We start from the raw sequence: 15,019 nt of genomic DNA on the forward strand, positions 1-15,019 counted from the left end.
CCACATCACGACGAGGGAGAGAGGGAATGAAGGTATCGATGCTGCTGTACCCGGTCGACGACATCGACACGGCCCTGCCGCTGTTCGTCGACGGACTGGGCCTGAACGTGAAGTTCCGCGACGGCGACCGCTACTGCGCGCTCGACGGCGGCCCGCTGACGATCGCGCTGGTGGCCGGCGACGAGCAGATCGTCGAGCGCGCCGCGCTCACGCTGCGCGTGGACGAGGACGACGACCTGTACGCGGCGATGGCGCGGGTCGTGAAGGCCGGCGCGTCGGTGCGCGTGCCGGTGCAGGCCGGGCCGCACGAATACCGCGCGGTGCTGGAGGACAGGAACGGCGCGCTGCTGGTGCTTTCGCAGAAACGCGCGGCATGAGCGGCATGAGCGGCGACGGATGGCGCGCGGCCCGGCCGGCTGCCGCGCGAACAGCGGCTGGCAGGTGACGAAGTGCGCTACACGCTTTGATCGGCCGCGCCGGGGGCACGCAGGTCGCTGGTTTCCAGCAGCTCGAGCAGCGTGCCGGCCGGCTGGCTGAGCCGCTTCGCGGCGAGCGCGATGAATTCGACATCGGGCAGCGCCGGCAGCCCGTCGCCGTTCAGCGGCGTCGCCAGGCCGCGCGCCGACAGATACTGCGACGTCGCGGTAAGCCCGAGCCCGGCCCGCGCGGCCGCGATGCAGCCCGGCTGGCTGCTGCTCGAACACACGACTTCCCAGCCGATCCCCTTCTCCGCGAGCGCGTTCAGCACGACCGCGCGCGTGACGCTCGGCTCGGCGACCAGCACGAGCGGCAGCGGCCGCTCCAGGTCGACGACGGTGCCCGGCCGCGCGACCCATTCGAGCCGCGCGCGCAGCAACGGCGTGCCGCGCCGCTCGCCGAGCCGCCGCTTGCCGACCATCAGGTCGAGCGCGCCCGCATCCATCAGTTCGTAGAGCCGGCTCGTCATGCCGGTCGTGATCTCCAGCGCAACGTCGGGGTGCGCGGCGCGAAACGCCGCGAGCACGTCCGGCAGCGCGACCAGCGCGAGATCGTCCGACGCGCCGAGCCGCACGCGGCCCTGCAGCCGCGGCTTGCGGAACTGCGATTCCGCACGGTTCAGCGCCTGCAGGATCACGTTCGCGTGCACGAGCAGCGCCTCGCCGTCGGCCGTCATCGCGATCGAATGGGTGTCGCGCACGAACAGCCGCCGGCCGACGCTCTCTTCGAGACGACGGATGTGTTCGCTGACGCTCGACTGGTTGAGCCCGAGCTGCCGGCCCGCTTCGGTGAAGCTGCGGCAGTTCGTGACGGTCGCGAACGTCTTGAGCCAGACGGGATTGAGCATTCCCGCATTGTCATCGGCAACTCCGATGACAGTCAATGTCTTCAGGCGGCTTCCCGATGACTGGCGGAATCGGTACCATCGAACGCTTGTAGACCGGCCGTGCGCCGGCGCGAGCCTGCCAGGCCGTGTCGCCCGTCACGTCGCCATCGCCGGTCGCCGCACTTCCCATTTCGTCATGCCCCGCGAACCCTCACACTCCGCGCTGCTGTGGATCGTCGCCGCCGCGTTCTTCATGCAGTCGCTCGACACGACGATCGTCAACACCGCGCTGCCGTCGATCGCCCAAAGCCTGCATGCGTCACCGCTCGCGATGCAGCCGGTCGTGGTCGTCTACACGCTGACAATGGCGATGCTCACGCCGGCGTCCGGCTGGCTCGCCGACCGGTTCGGCACGCGCCGCGTGTTCTCGGTCGCCATCCTGGTGTTCTCGCTCGCGTCGATCGGCTGTGCCGCGTCGCACACGCTCGGCCAGCTCGTCGTCGCACGCGCCGTGCAGGGTATCGGCGGCTCGATGCTGCTCCCGATCGGGCGGCTCGCCGTGTTGCGCCGCGTGCCGGGCGAACGGTACGTCGCGGCGATCGCGTTCGTGTCGATCGCCGGGCAGCTCGGCCCGATCGTCGGACCGACGCTCGGCGGCTGGCTCACGCAGGCGATTTCCTGGCACTGGGTGTTCATCGTCAACGTGCCGGTCGGCGTGGTCGGCTTCCTCGCGGTGCAGCGCTTCCTGCCGCACGACCAGGCGACGCAGCCGCCGCCGTTCGACTTCGTCGGCTGCGCGCTGCTGTCGGTCGCGATGATCGCGCTGTCGCTCGCGATCGATCCGCCGATGCCCGCGCACCGCACCGGCTGGGCGATCGGGCTGGCCGTGCTCGGCGTGGCGAGCGCGCTCGCATACCTGCCCCATGCACGACGCCGCGCGCAGCCGCTGTTCCGGCTCGGGCTGTTCCGCGAGCCGAACTTCGGCTCGGGGCTGCTCGGCAACCTGCTGTGCCGGATCGGCACGAGCGCCGTGCCGTTCATGCTGCCGCTGCTGATGCAGGTGCAGCTCGGCTATACGCCGCTGCAGTCGGGGATGATGATGCTGCCGGCCGCGATCGCCGGCGTGATCGCGAAACGCTGGATCGCGCCGCTCGCGAAACGCTTCGGCTATGCGACGTTCCTGGTCGTGAACACGGGGATCGTCGGCTGCGCGATCGCGGGGTTCGCGCTGGTATCGGCACGGCCCGCGCCACTGCTGGAGATTGCGTTGCTGATCGTGTTCGGCGCAGCCAACTCGATGCAGTTCGCCGCGATGAACGCCGTGACGCTCAAGGGGCTGTCACACGCCGACGCCGGCAGCGGCAACAGCCTGTTCACGATGATGCAGATGCTGGCGATGGGGCTCGGCGTATCGATCGGCGGCGGGCTCGTGAACCTGTTCGCCGCGCATTGGGGCTCGATGGCGAACGGCTTCATGCTGTCGTTCGCGTGCATGGGCTCGGTCACGCTGCTGTCGTCCGTCGTGTTCCGGCGGATCGACACCGCCGCGCCGCCGAGACCGGTCGCGCCGCGGCCGTCCGTATGAGCGGTGCCGCGGGCGGACGTGGCCGTCAGTTCACCTGGCGGCGCTCGACGACACGCCTGAGCACCCAGCGGATCGACGAACCGTCGGCCGGGGGTTGCGCGACGCGGTACTCGTCGACTTCCAGTACGTATTGATAACCGGGCTGGTACGCAAAGCCTTCGATCCCTGCGTACCACAGGCTCCACGGCTCGGCCGGGCTGCCGCGCACCTGCAGGCAGTCCATCGGCGCGACGCCCGTGCAGCGCGCCGCCTGCGGCGCGACATGAACGGTCCTGGTCACGGGCCGGCCGTCGGCCGGGCGGGCCGCGCGCGCGGCCGTCGCGGCCGCGTCGGTCTGGCATCCGGCCAGCAGCGTGCTGCCGGCAATCACGGCCGCGCCGAGCAGCCTTTGGGTCTTGCGAATCATCCGATGTCTCTCAGGAAGCGTTGGCGGGCCGGTTAGACGAGTGGTGCGCCGGGAAAGTTCACAATCGGCTTACAGCAGGCGTACCGCCACCTTCATTCGACGTCGGCAGGAACACCGCGCACTCGCATCTGCGTGCGATCTTTTCGAAGACGGATGTCACGCGGCCGGCGACGCTCGTGCGGACGTTGCTGAACAGCGTGTTGTCGCTGGAGCGATGCGATCGACGGCGGCTTCACCGCGTGGTGATCGTGTATTACCATCGGCGCTTCCTCGTACGCTTCGTCGCGCCGCCTGCGCCTGCCCGGCCACGGGCAGGCAGCGCCCCCTGTTCGCATGACCTCACCCGTTCCGTCCGACGCCGCGCTGCGGCCGCAGCCGATCGATGCGCTGACCGTGCCGGCCGCGCTCGACGGACGCGCGGGCACGAACCGCTCGACCGGCGCACACCCGCAGATCGCCGCGACCCATGATCTCGATGCCGTGCGCGCATGGCTCGCGCGCTTCGTCGATACGCCCGCCACATTCCAGAACTACCGCAAGGAAGCCGAGCGCCTGCTGCTGTGGGCCGTGATCGCGTGCGGCAAGCCGCTGTCGTCGCTCACGCACGAGGATCTCGTCGTCTACCGGCAGTTCCTGCTCGCGCCCGCGCCGGCCGACGTGTGGTGCGCGAACGGCGGCCGCAAGCATCCGCGCGGCGACCCGCGCTGGCGGCCGTTCTACGGGCCGCTGTCGGCGGCCAGCCAGCGCCAGGCGATGGTGATCCTGAACGTGATGTTCTCGTGGCTCGTGCAGGCCGGCTATCTGGCCGGCAATCCGCTCGCGTTGTCGCGGCAGCGGCAACGGCGGCCCGCGCCGCGCGTCACGCGCCATCTCGGGCCGCCGCTGTGGCAGGCGGTCAAGGACGCGATCGCCGCGATGCCGCGCGACGATGCGCGCGCATCCTTCCATGCGGACCGCGCGCGCTGGGTCTTCACGCTGCTGTATCTCGGCGGGCTGCGCATCACCGAGGCAGCCGATACGACGATGGGGCAATTCTTTGCACGGCGCGACGCGAACGGATACGATCGCTGGTGGCTCGACGTGACCGGCAAAGGCGGCAGGCAGCGGCTCGTGCCGGCCACCACCGAAATGATGGCCGAGCTCGCGCGCTACCGGCGCGCGCACGGCCTGCCCGCGCTGCCCGCCGACGGCGAGGACACGCCGCTCGTGCTGCCGGCCGGTCACACGCGCAAGCCGCTCACGCGCGCCGCGCTGCACCGGATCGTGAAGCAGGTGTTCCGGTTCGCGGCCGACCGGTTGCGCGCGCAAGGGGATGCCGGCGAGGCACAGGCGCGCGTGCTCGACCAGGCATCCGCGCACTGGCTGCGCCACAGTGCGGGCTCGCACATGGCCGACGGCCGCGTCGACCTGCGGCTCGTGCGCGACAACCTCGGACACGTCTCGCTGACGACGACGAGCCAGTATCTGCATGCGGACGACGACTGGCGGCACAGCGAAACCGACGAGAAGCACCGGATCGGCTGGTGAGCGGCGGGCCGTCCGGTCCGCTTCAATACACGGCCACCCAATGCCCGGGCACCCACGCCCAGTGGTTGCCGGCCCAGCGGTAATGGCCCTTCGCCCAGCGATAGCCGGGTGCGGGCGGCGGCGGCGCCACCTCGGCGACCGGTGCGGGCTGCGGCGGCCGCGCGGGTTCGACCACGCACGCGGACAGCAGCGCGGCGCTCGTGGTCACCAGTACGGCAAGCGATACGGATCGGATCTTCATCGTCACTTCTCCCTGTTGTGTCATCGGTTGGCGGATGCGAACGCGCGCCTGCCGCGCGTCACGCGGTTCCGCGAACGAGGCCCGTCATCGGCCGCGTCGCGCCGCTTTCCGCGAACAGCGTGGCCGCGGTGCGGCCGGGATCGAGCCGCAGGCTTTCGGCGGCCGCGCCCGCGATCAGCGCATCGAGCGACGCGGTCGGCTTCAGGTCGCGCCCTTCGTACAGGTCGGCCGGCCGCAAGCCCGGCCAGTCGGCGATCACCCGGCCGCCCGCGACCGCCCCGCCCGCCAGCATCGCGACCGACGCCTGCCCGTGATCGGTGCCGCCCGTGCCGTTCGCGGCGGCCGTGCGGCCGAACTCGGTCGCGACCAGCACGGTGGTCTGCTGCCACACGGGCCCGAGACCGTCGCGCAATGCGGCGAGCATCGTGTCGAGCGCCTTCAACTGGTTCGCGAGCCGTGCGTTCTGCGCGCTGTGCGTGTCCCAGCCGCCCGTCTCGATCATCGCGATCCGCGGGCCGTCGTCGCGCGCGAGAAACGCCGCCGCGAGCGTGCCGACGCCCGCCGGATCCTGACGCGCATGCGCATCGCCGGCGAGGCCGCGCGCCGCCATCGCCGATTGCCACAGCGGCGCGAGCTGCGCATCGGCCTCGTAAAGCGCCGACACGCGCGCGAGCAGGTCGTCCGGCGCGGCCGGCAAACCGGACGCCGCATACGACGCGGCCTGCACGCTGCCGCGCAACGCAAGCGGCACCGTCGGCGCGAACGCGATCGCGCGCTCGCGCGTCGCCGGCAACATCGCGGCGAGGCGGTTCAGCCAGCCGTCCTTCACCTGGTATGGGGCGCGGCCGCCCGTCTCGAGCACGTTCTGGCCGTCGAAATGCGAGCGGTCGCGATACGGCGACGCGATCGCGTGAACGAACAGCGCCTGTTGGTCGCGAACCATCTGCGCGGTCTGGACAAGCGACGGATGCAGCGCGAACGTGCCGTCGATGCGCGTCGCCGCCGCGGCATCGATCGCCAGCGGGCCGCGCAATGACGCATACGCGGGTTCCGCATACGGGACGACGATGTTCAGCCCGTCGGCCGCGCCGCGCTGGATCACGAACACGAAGCGCCGGTCGGTTTCGACGTTCGCGAACACGATGCGCGGCGCGACGAGGATCGCGCCCGCGCCGGCCGCCGCGACGCTCAGGAAATGACGACGGGTAAGGGATCGAGCCATGTTCATCTCCGCTGGAAATCGGGCGACACGAGCAGCAGCGCGAGCGACGTCGTCGCGCTTTCCGCGCGCGACAGCGCGGTCGCCGTCGGTGCGCTCAGCGAGCCGGCCAGCAGCGTGTTGCCGAGCGTGCGTGGATCGAGCCGGTCGCCCGTACGCGCGGCGAGCCGCTGCGCGATCTCGACACGGCGCACCAGCGCGTCGGGCGCGGCCCAGCTCGCGGCGACGTCGTCGTAGCCGGCCGGCGACCCGGGCCGCCACACCGGCTGGCCGAGTTGCGCGAGCAGCGGCGCGGCCTTCAGGTCGCCGAAGTCGCCCGTATCGCGCCAGCCGAGCCCGCGCAGCGACGACACGGCCCACTCCCACGGCGTCTTGAACTTGCGGTTGACCGGCAACCAGGCATCCGGCGCATCGACGAGCGCGCGATAGACGGTCGGCAAATCGCCGCCGCTCGTCTCGAATGCGCGCGCGAGCCGGTCAGTGAGCGCGGGCGGCGGGTTGTCGGCGACGAAATGGCGAGCGAGCTGGAACGCGATGTGCCGGCCCGTCGCCGGCGAAGCTGCGAGGTCGCCCAGGATCGCGCGCGCCTGCGCTTCGCCCGGCTGGTCGTAGGCGCGGCCCATTACCGCGCGCACGCCCGGTTCATGCAGCTTCGGGCGAAACACGAACGCGCCGGGCGCCGCGTCGCCGGGCTGCGGCCCGCGTTCGCCGGCAATGCTCCAGCCGGTCAGCGCACGCGCGAATTCCGTCACGTCCGTTTGCGTGTAGCCGGTGCGTACGCCGAGCGTATGCAGCTCCATGATTTCGCGCGCGAGATTCTCGTTGAGACCGCGCCGCGCCGCGGGATTGCGCGCTTCGGCGCGCAGCGCGGCCGGACTGTCGGGGCCGACCGAGCGCGCCTGGTCGAGAAACAGCTGCATCGCGGGATGCTGCTCGGCGGCGACGAGCATGTCCTCGAAGCGGCCGAGCACGTGCGGGCGGATCGCATCGCGCTCGAATGCGCCCGCGTACGCGGCGACCTGCCCCTTGTCGACCGACACCGCGAAATGGTTCGCCCAGAAATGCACGAGCCGCTCGACGAACGGCGCGGGCGTGGCGAGCGCGCTGTTCAGCCGCGCGGCGACCGCGCTGCGATACGCGTCGTAGCCATCGCGACGGATCGACTGCGCGGTCGCGCGCTTGGCCGCCGCGTCGTCGCTCGTCATCGCGTGGCGGGTGTTCGCGAACCGGGTGGCGAGCGTGACCGCGTCCGGCTCGGCGGCCCACGCGGCGGGACGCGGGTCGTAGCGATCGAACTGGGCGACCAGCGCGGCCTTCGGGTCGACCGGCGGCGCTTCGTTGGCTCGCGCGCCGAGACCGAAGCGGTTCAGCGCGATGGCGGCCGGTGAGATGTCGTTCGGATGGTCCATGACGGGGGCTCTCGCGATGCGTACCCGTGTTTAACGGGGGCCGGCGGGAAATCCGTCGCGGGATGGGCGAAATATTTCGGATGCGGCGCGGCGATGCTGCCGGACAGCACCGCCTGAACAACCTCACGGACCTCACGGAACGGGATATCACCGGTGGCACCGGCAAGTTCCGCGGCATCCACGGCATCGTGCGCGCGGAAACCGTATCCGACGCCAAGGCCTTCAACCGGACCCACACTGAATTCGAAGACTGGTTCGACAAGTAGCCGGGAGGATGGCCTCGGGTCGGCGACGCCCGTGACGATCACCCCAGCTCGAACGACGTCACCCCGAACACGCGCTCGATCGCCATCGCGGGCACTTCTTGCGTATACATCCGCGCGGTTTCGAATACGCTCGACATGCCGTGCCGTTCAGCGAGCGCGACGGCCGCGGGGTTCGTTTCAGGCACGTCGAGCACGATCACCTCGCCGGGCATGCGCGACGCCAGCGCACGAAACAGCCCCGTGGCGACGCCTGCGTCATCGGCGAAGAGCGGGCCGATCTTGCAACCCGCCCTGCAGCGGCGCACGACGCCGTACCCGGCGACACGACCGGCCTCGACCGTTGCGAGCGCAACGGCATCGGGTTGCGCGATCCAGGCGGAAACAAAACGCTCGCGCGCCGCGGGAAAACACTGGCGATCGTAGGCAAGCAACTGCTGGAACGGCACATCGGCCACGGACGCCACATGAGCGCACCCGATGCCGTCCACGCGCCCCTGATAGCGGATGTTGCGATACGCGAGCCGGAACCCGGACTTCCTGTAGTTCGCCTGCTGGGCCACGACGCCGTCGAGACCGACGTTGCGGTCTCCGAGGTAGCGCATGCCGTGCTGCCAGATGCGCAAACCGAAGCCCTGGCCGCGAAACCCGGGTTTTACGATGTAGAGACCGATGAAGCCGAAGCGCTCGTCATAGGCGACGGCGGAGATGCACGCAACCGGCTCGCCGCGCAACACCCCGACGAAAAAGCCGGCCGGGTCCGCTTCCCTGAAGCACTGCGGATCATGCCGGCCGGGGTTCCACCCTTCGGCAGCCGCCCATTCGACCGACATGGCCACCTCATCGGCCGACATGGTGCGCACGATAAAGTCTTCGCTTCGATCCATGGTTCGCCCCCATCGCGGCACTCGAGATGGCCGCCAACTGATTCGCGAACGTCGCGCGTCGTCACGCAACGCCGCTTACTGACTCCCCGCCGCGTCGCGTTTGCTCTGCAATTTCGCCGGCAACCGCCAGTTCCCGCTCCGCCGCAACCCGTCGACGAACTTCGCGCGCTCGTCCGGCGTCAACGTCGCCGCGAAATCGACGACACTGCGCTCCACCTGCCCGCGCAACGCACTGTCCGCCGCCCGCGTCCGGTCGAGCGCCGCATCGATCGCCGGACGATCGAGCTGCGGCGCAGCCAGCAGATCCAGCACCGTAATCCGCCCGTCACGCCCTTCCCGCGCGACATCCCGGCCGTCCTTGCGCGCCGCCTTCAGCGCGGCGGCAAATTCCTGCCGACGCGCATCGGACAATTCGTCCGCGGCGAACCGCAACGCCGTACGCTGCCCGGGCATCCCGGCCCCATGCAGATCGCGATGCGTCGCGAACCACTGATACGCGCCGCCGCCAATCGCGCCGAGCATGAACACGTTCAGCACGACGGACCCGACGAGAATGAATTTCCAGCCGCGCTCGCTCAATCGTCGCCTCCGTCGATACTTGGGCCGCCGAACGTCGTCGTCAGGTAGCCCGGTTCGTGTTGCGCGACCGGCGCGCTACCGAGCATCAGCATCGACACGGCCACCGCGCCCGCCAGCGCGCCCGCCAGCCCGACGCCCGCGAACGCCGCGCCCGACCACCACACTCTTCCTCGCCGCCGCGCACCTCGCGGCGCAGGCGCCGACGCGACGATGCGTTCGACGAGCGCCGGCGCCGGCGCCGGCGGCGTGACCGCATCCTGCGCGAGCCACGCATCGAGTTCGGCGGCTTCGTCGAGCGCCTCCAGCGCGTCGCGCGGATGCGCTTGCGCCCACGCTTCGGCCGCCGCGCGTTCGCCTGGCGGCCAGCGCCGCGCATCCGCGCCGTACGCGGCGACGATGGTACGAAATCGTTCGGGTGTCATCGCTTGTCCTCGCTAGGTGGGTCGCCGGCCAGTTGCGCGCGCAGGTTGCGCCTCGCGCGCGCGAGCAGGCTTTCCAGCGCATCGACGGTGATGCCCATCAGGTTGGCCGCTTCAACGTTCGACATCTCCTGATAGTACTGGAGCACGAGCGCTTCCCGCTGCCTGGGCGGCAACGCGGCGAGCGCCTGCCGTACGCGCGCGTCGCGCGAGCGCGACTCCGCGTGCGCGGCCGGCTCCGGTTGCGGGTCCGGCACGTCGGGCAGCGCGTCGACCGGCTCCTCGCGCCGCCCGCGCAAGCGGTCATAGCACAGGTTCAGCACGACGCGATGCAGCCAGGTGTCGAAGCGCGCTTCGCCGTCCCGCCAGCGCGGCGCGTGATTCCAGATCCGCAGGAAGGTTTCCTGCGCAACGTCTTCCGCCTCGCTCCGGTCGCCGAGCATGCGCGTCGCGAGCGCGAGCAAGCGCGGCAGCTTGCGTGCGACGAGCGCGCGCACGGCCGACGCGTCGCGCGCGCCGACCCGCGCGACGAGTTCCGCGTCCGGATCGGCGTTGCTCAACGCGGACTGCTCCACAACGTGCCGGGCGAACGCCGCATGCTGCCGGCGGGTCTGCCCGCCGTCCGGCTGAAGCTCATCGTCGTGCTCTCCTTGCATGCGCCGGGCCGGCGCCGGACGGCGCCATGCCGGCGCGTCGGCAACGCGCGGTGCGCCGCGCCCGAGATCGGCCTGGTCGGTTTCGTCGACATCCGGTTCGAAGGGCATATCGATCCTGTCGATCGCCAGCCGGCCGCGCGATCAATATACGACGACCGGCGCGGGCCGGTAATACACGGGACGCGCCGGCACCACGACACAGCCGGTCAGCACGGCGGCCGCGGCTGCCAGGATCACGAGGGTTCGAAAAGGCATGGCTCGACTCATGAGGTTGCGTGGAAGTCCCGCCGCACGGACGCTGCGCGCCGCGCGGCACCGTGCGCGTCACGCCCAGTGACCCGGCACCCAGCGCCAGTTCGGGCCGCGCGCGGCCCAATGCCCGGGCACCCAGTGATAACCGGCACGAACCACTTGCCAGTGCCCGGGGATCCATACGTAGCGACCGTACCGCCAGTGCCAGTGGCCCTGATCCCATACGTAACCCGCGCGCGGCGCCGGCATCACTTCGACGCGCGGCGGCGGCGGTGCGACCGGCGCGACCGGCGCGACGATGACGGCCTGAGCGAATACGGCGGATGTCGCCAGCGCGGCCGCGCACGCCGCGGCAAACCGTAATGAAATGGAAAGTTTCATGCAAGACTCCGAAGCATCGTGTATCGACCGTTCATGGCCGGACGCGGCCGTTCATTCGTTAAACGACGCATGCGGCAACAATCCGTCGCGACACCAGCAAAAAAATTTCCGCCGCGCCTGCCACGCCACACGCGCCCATCGACGCATCGGGTCCGCGCACCGATTACCGTCTGTCACAACCCGGCAAAACTGCGCTTCGACAATGCGTGTCACCGGGATCCCGCTCGTTTCCGGCCCACGCCCCGGACGCGCTCGCGCACGGCCGGGCGGTTCCGCATCTCGCGTGCCACTCAACGAAAATACGATCATGTCGAACCAGGACAACTTCCCCGCCGAGTCGAACGAGCCGGCCGCTTCCGTATCGCGTCGCGGCTTCCTGAAACTGGCCGGCGTCTCCGGCCTCGCCACCGCCGCGGGCGGGCTCGCGGCCACCCGGGCCGCCGCATCGAGCCCGGACGGCACCCCCGAACAGGTGCACCTGACGTGGGGCAGCGACCCGACGTCCGAAGTCTCGATCTCGTGGGCGTCGCTCGCGCCGGCCGTCAATCCGCGCGCGCGCATCGTCGCCGACGGCGAGCCGGCACACACCGTGCATGGTGTTCAACGCCTCTACACCGACGGCCTGAACGGCGAAACCGTGTTCACGTACCACGCTCGCGTGCACGGCCTGAAGCCGAACACGCGCTACCGCTACGAACTCACGGCCGACAACGACAGCAACGCCGCGCAGCCGTTTGCCGCGACCTTCACGACCGCGCCGCGCGGGCGCGCCCCCTTTCGCTTCACGAGCTACGGCGACCTCGCGACGCCGAACGGCGCATGGGTGCTGTCGTCGCCGCAAAGCCGCTTCGCGGTGCAGGCCGTCGAGCAGTTCCAGCCGCTGTTCCACCTGCTGAACGGCGACCTCTGCTATGCGAACCTGAACCCCGCGCACCAGCCGGAAGTGTGGCGCGACTTCGGCAACAACAACCAGACGTCGGCCGCGAACCGTCCGTGGATGCCCTGCCCCGGCAATCACGAGATCGAATTCAACAACGGTCCGCAGGGGCTCGACTCGTATCTCGCGCGCTATACGCTGCCCGAGAACGGCACGCGCTTCCCGGGCCGCTGGTACAGCTTCCGCGTGAGCTCGGTGCTGTTCATCTCGCTCGACGCCGACGATGTCGTGTACCAGGACGCCGCCGCGTTCGTCGGCGGCCCCAATCCGCTGGTGCCGGCCGCGAGCACCGGCCGCGCGCCGATCGAGCCGGGCACGTCGTTCTACGTGCGCGGCTACAGCAACGGCGAGCAGACGCGCTGGCTCGAGCACACGCTGCGCCATGCGTCGCACGACGACGACGTCGACTGGATCGTCGTGCAGATGCACCAGGATGCGCTGAGTTCGTCGAAGACGGGCAACGGCTCGGACAAGGGCATCCGCGAGGCATGGCTGCCGCTGTTCGACCGCTACGGCGTCGACCTCGTGCTGTGCGGTCACGATCACGACTACGAGCGCAGCTACCCGGTGCGCGGCTGCAATCACCGCGCGGGTGTCGATGTGTCGACCGGCGAAGTCGTCGAGACGCTGCAGCCGCGTCCGGTCGGATCGACCGATCCCGATCGCACGACGTTCGACACGAGCCACGGCACGATCCACCTGATCCTCGGCGGCGGCGGCACCAGTGCGCCGCTCGACGTGTACGGCGAGAACCCGGCGACCGGCTATGCGCAGGCCAAGGTCTTCACGAAGCCGAACCGGCCGGTGCCGGGCGCGGCGGCGAACACGTTCGTGCGCAAGCCGGCCGATGCGCTGGAGGATGCGATCTGGTCCGCGCGCCGCGATACGGGCACGGGTTACGGGATCGCCGTGTTTGACCACGACCCGGGCAAGCCGGGCGGCCACACGACGATCACGATGCGCTACTACCACGCGCCGGGCGCGGATCAGCACCCGACCGCCCAGTACGAGCTGTTCGAGACGATCGAGCTGAGCAAGCAGCGCGGCGAGCGCTGATGCGGCGGCGGCCCGCGGTGCGTGATGGCGCCGCGGGCCGGCGGAGGTCCGGTCATGCGGAGCACATCGCGCGCAATGCGCCCCCTCCGCTCACCCTTGCACCGGCCGCCGGAAACCGCCTCGCCGTCTAGCTGCGCGACTCGAGCGCGATACGCACCGCCAATCCCGCCAGCACGGTCCCCATCAACCAGCGCTGCACCCGTGCCCAGACCGGCCGATCGGCAAGAAAGCCCGCGATCGAGCCGGCCATGCACGCGATCAGCGCATTGACGCAGACGCTGACCGCGATCTGCACGCAGCCCAGCGCCAGCGATTGCGCGAGCACACTGCCGTGCCCCGGCGAAATGAACTGCGGCAGCAGCGATAGATACATCACCGCGATCTTGGGGTTCGCCAGGTTCGTGACGAAGCCCATCGTGAAGAGTCTCGCGCCGCTGTCGTGCTGCAACTGCCTGACCTGAAACGCCGAGCGGCCGCCGGGCCTGAGCGCCTGCCACGCGAGATACGACAGATACGACGCGCCGGCAAACCGCAACGCGTCATATGCGTACGGCACGGTCAGCACCAGCGCGGTAATGCCGAATGCCGCGCAGAACATGTAGAACACGAACCCCAGCGCCACGCCGCCGAGCGACACCAGACCCGCGCGGCGGCCCTGGCAGATCGAGCGGGAAATCAGGTAGATCATGTTCGGGCCGGGCGTCAGGACCATGCCGAGCGATACGAGTCCGAAAGCAATCAGGGTGGGCAAGGCCGGCACGGTGGTCTCCTTCGACGCGATGAAGTCAGGGTGAGTGTCCAACAATGTATTGCATGCCGACCGCTGTCAGCATGAATAAACTGCAAGCCCCTCATGAGCGCACTTCATCGCCTCATTGCGCTGCCGATGCGCTACTTTCCCTTTTTCGCCCGCGCCTGAATCCCCTTTCCTGCCTTCGCGCGCCGCGCATCGACCAGCTTCACGAATGCGTCGGCGACCGCATTGCCGGTCGCGTTCCACGACAGCCGCACGGAACGGTGCAGCCTGGGCGACAGCTCCAGCACCCGGCCGCCGAAGCGCGTATAGGTGAGCGTGATGCGCGGAACGATCGACACACCCATTCCCGCTTCCGCCATCGACAGGATGGTCCGCATCTCGACCACGTTGAACGCCGCGCGAAGCGACGCACCGTTGCGCGCGAAGTAATCCGCGATGACCGGCCCGCACCCCGCCTTCGAGAAAATGAACGGCATGGCGGACAACAGTTTCGCCGACACGCTCTTGCGGCCGTCGAACATGCCGTGCGCCGCCACCGCGACGAAATCCTCGTCGAGCAGCGGCAGATTGTTCGCGAACGTCTTCGTGCCGGCGACCACGCCGATGTCGGCGGTGCCGTCCTCCAGCCACCCTTCGACTTCCGCGTCCGTGCCTTCGAGCAGTACCGCCGTCACGCCCTCATGTGCCGCCTTCAACGCCTCGAGCGCGGGGACGACCAAGGCGAGCGATACGCTCGGCAGCGACGCAACGACCAGCCGCCCTTCGAGCTTGCCGCGCGCCAGGCCGAACTGCTGGCGCAGCGTCTGCGCCTCCCGCACGACGTTCTGCACGTATGGCCACAGGCGTTCGCCGGCAGCGGTCAGGACGACCGGCTGGCGGTCGCGCAACAGCAACCTGACCTCGGTGATGTCCTCCAGTTCGGTCAACGCGTGGCTGATCGCGGACTGGCTGCGGCTGAGCCGGTCGGCCGCGGCCGTCAGCGAGCCGAGTTCGACCACGGCAGCCAGGGCCTGCAATTGCGCAAGCGTCATTTCGCCTCCTTGTTCCGGTCCATGTATTTTCCACATGATAGGGCGACGCGTCATGAATGGGATTGAAGCGGGCCATCGATATTCGACGGCGTGCGGCACCGCACGCACCGC

Annotated in this window: 17 protein-coding genes; 5 read left to right on the plus strand and 12 right to left on the minus strand. The window is 69.9% G+C overall.

Features of this window, described 5'->3' with window-relative positions; translation table 11 throughout:
• Positions 1-26: 26 nt before the first annotated feature.
• The gene (locus DIE21_RS03995; RefSeq protein ID WP_124484670.1) at positions 27-377 is read left to right on the plus strand and encodes a VOC family protein; all 351 of its coding nucleotides are present in this window, start codon (positions 27-29) and stop codon (positions 375-377) included.
• A 77-nt stretch (positions 378-454) separates the two neighbouring features.
• Here DIE21_RS03995 and DIE21_RS04000 read toward each other — a convergent pair whose 3' ends face one another.
• Entirely contained in the window at positions 455-1,324 is an 870-nt protein-coding gene (locus DIE21_RS04000; protein ID WP_124496244.1) for a LysR family transcriptional regulator, read from the minus strand.
• Between the two features lie 175 nt (positions 1,325-1,499).
• Between DIE21_RS04000 and DIE21_RS04005 the strand changes: the two genes are divergently transcribed.
• The gene (locus tag DIE21_RS04005) at positions 1,500-2,888 is read left to right on the plus strand and encodes a DHA2 family efflux MFS transporter permease subunit (protein ID WP_124496246.1); all 1,389 of its coding nucleotides are present in this window, start codon (positions 1,500-1,502) and stop codon (positions 2,886-2,888) included.
• 25 nt (positions 2,889-2,913) lie between these two features.
• Here the strand turns inward: DIE21_RS04005 and DIE21_RS04010 are convergent, their stop codons facing one another.
• Positions 2,914-3,294, minus strand: a complete 381-nt coding sequence (locus DIE21_RS04010; protein WP_124496248.1) for a DUF4377 domain-containing protein — start codon at positions 3,292-3,294, stop codon at positions 2,914-2,916.
• 333 nt (positions 3,295-3,627) lie between these two features.
• Here DIE21_RS04010 and DIE21_RS04015 point away from each other — a divergent pair, with 333 nt between their 5' ends.
• Entirely contained in the window at positions 3,628-4,821 is a 1,194-nt protein-coding gene (locus DIE21_RS04015; RefSeq protein WP_124496250.1) for a tyrosine-type recombinase/integrase, read from the plus strand.
• A 22-nt stretch (positions 4,822-4,843) separates the two neighbouring features.
• On the opposite strand, the gene DIE21_RS04020 is transcribed toward DIE21_RS04015, so the two are convergent.
• From DIE21_RS04020 to DIE21_RS04030, 3 genes are read right to left on the minus strand one after another with little or no spacing between them, the layout of a single operon-like run.
• Positions 4,844-5,062: a YXWGXW repeat-containing protein gene (locus tag DIE21_RS04020; protein WP_124496252.1), complete on the minus strand. Its 219-nt coding sequence runs from the start codon at positions 5,060-5,062 to the stop codon at positions 4,844-4,846.
• Positions 5,063-5,120: 58 nt separating this feature from the next.
• On the minus strand, positions 5,121-6,284 hold the full coding sequence (locus DIE21_RS04025; RefSeq protein ID WP_124496254.1) for a DUF1501 domain-containing protein: 1,164 nt from the start codon (positions 6,282-6,284) through the stop codon (positions 5,121-5,123).
• Between the two features lie 2 nt (positions 6,285-6,286).
• Positions 6,287-7,690, minus strand: coding sequence for a DUF1800 family protein (locus DIE21_RS04030; RefSeq protein ID WP_124496256.1), 1,404 nt, complete (start codon positions 7,688-7,690; stop codon positions 6,287-6,289).
• Between the two features lie 62 nt (positions 7,691-7,752).
• Between DIE21_RS04030 and DIE21_RS04035 the strand changes: the two genes are divergently transcribed.
• Positions 7,753-7,956: a hypothetical protein gene (locus DIE21_RS04035; protein ID WP_124496258.1), complete on the plus strand. Its 204-nt coding sequence runs from the start codon at positions 7,753-7,755 to the stop codon at positions 7,954-7,956.
• Between the two features lie 38 nt (positions 7,957-7,994).
• Here the strand turns inward: DIE21_RS04035 and DIE21_RS04040 are convergent, their stop codons facing one another.
• From DIE21_RS04040 to DIE21_RS04060, 5 genes are all read right to left on the minus strand, one after another.
• Positions 7,995-8,840 carry a GNAT family N-acetyltransferase gene (locus DIE21_RS04040; protein ID WP_124496449.1) on the minus strand — a complete coding sequence of 282 codons (846 nt, stop codon included), beginning with the start codon at positions 8,838-8,840 and terminating at the stop codon, positions 7,995-7,997.
• A 75-nt stretch (positions 8,841-8,915) separates the two neighbouring features.
• Entirely contained in the window at positions 8,916-9,419 is a 504-nt protein-coding gene (locus DIE21_RS04045; protein WP_124496260.1) for a periplasmic heavy metal sensor, read from the minus strand.
• Entirely contained in the window at positions 9,416-9,841 is a 426-nt protein-coding gene (locus DIE21_RS04050) for a hypothetical protein (protein ID WP_124496262.1), read from the minus strand. Before DIE21_RS04050 ends, DIE21_RS04045 begins: the two co-directional genes overlap by 4 nt.
• Complete coding sequence (locus tag DIE21_RS04055; RefSeq protein ID WP_124496264.1) at positions 9,838-10,602, minus strand: RNA polymerase sigma factor; 765 nt, start codon at positions 10,600-10,602, stop codon at positions 9,838-9,840. Before DIE21_RS04055 ends, DIE21_RS04050 begins: the two co-directional genes overlap by 4 nt.
• Before the next feature lie 216 nt (positions 10,603-10,818).
• Positions 10,819-11,127, minus strand: coding sequence for a YXWGXW repeat-containing protein (locus DIE21_RS04060; protein WP_124496266.1), 309 nt, complete (start codon positions 11,125-11,127; stop codon positions 10,819-10,821).
• Positions 11,128-11,434: 307 nt separating this feature from the next.
• Here DIE21_RS04060 and DIE21_RS04065 point away from each other — a divergent pair, with 307 nt between their 5' ends.
• Complete coding sequence (locus tag DIE21_RS04065) at positions 11,435-13,120, plus strand: metallophosphoesterase family protein (protein ID WP_124496268.1); 1,686 nt, start codon at positions 11,435-11,437, stop codon at positions 13,118-13,120.
• Between the two features lie 127 nt (positions 13,121-13,247).
• Here the strand turns inward: DIE21_RS04065 and DIE21_RS04070 are convergent, their stop codons facing one another.
• Both DIE21_RS04070 and DIE21_RS04075 read right to left on the minus strand, forming a co-directional pair.
• On the minus strand, positions 13,248-13,880 hold the full coding sequence (locus tag DIE21_RS04070) for a LysE family translocator (protein WP_124496451.1): 633 nt from the start codon (positions 13,878-13,880) through the stop codon (positions 13,248-13,250).
• A 131-nt stretch (positions 13,881-14,011) separates the two neighbouring features.
• Positions 14,012-14,908 (minus strand): LysR family transcriptional regulator, encoded by an 897-nt coding sequence (locus tag DIE21_RS04075; protein ID WP_124496270.1) that lies wholly within the window; start codon positions 14,906-14,908, stop codon positions 14,012-14,014.
• Positions 14,909-15,019 lie beyond the last annotated feature (111 nt).

Origin of the sequence: Burkholderia sp. Bp9140, from assembly GCF_003853425.1 — a bacterium.
Classification (GTDB): Bacteria; Pseudomonadota; Gammaproteobacteria; order Burkholderiales; family Burkholderiaceae; genus Burkholderia.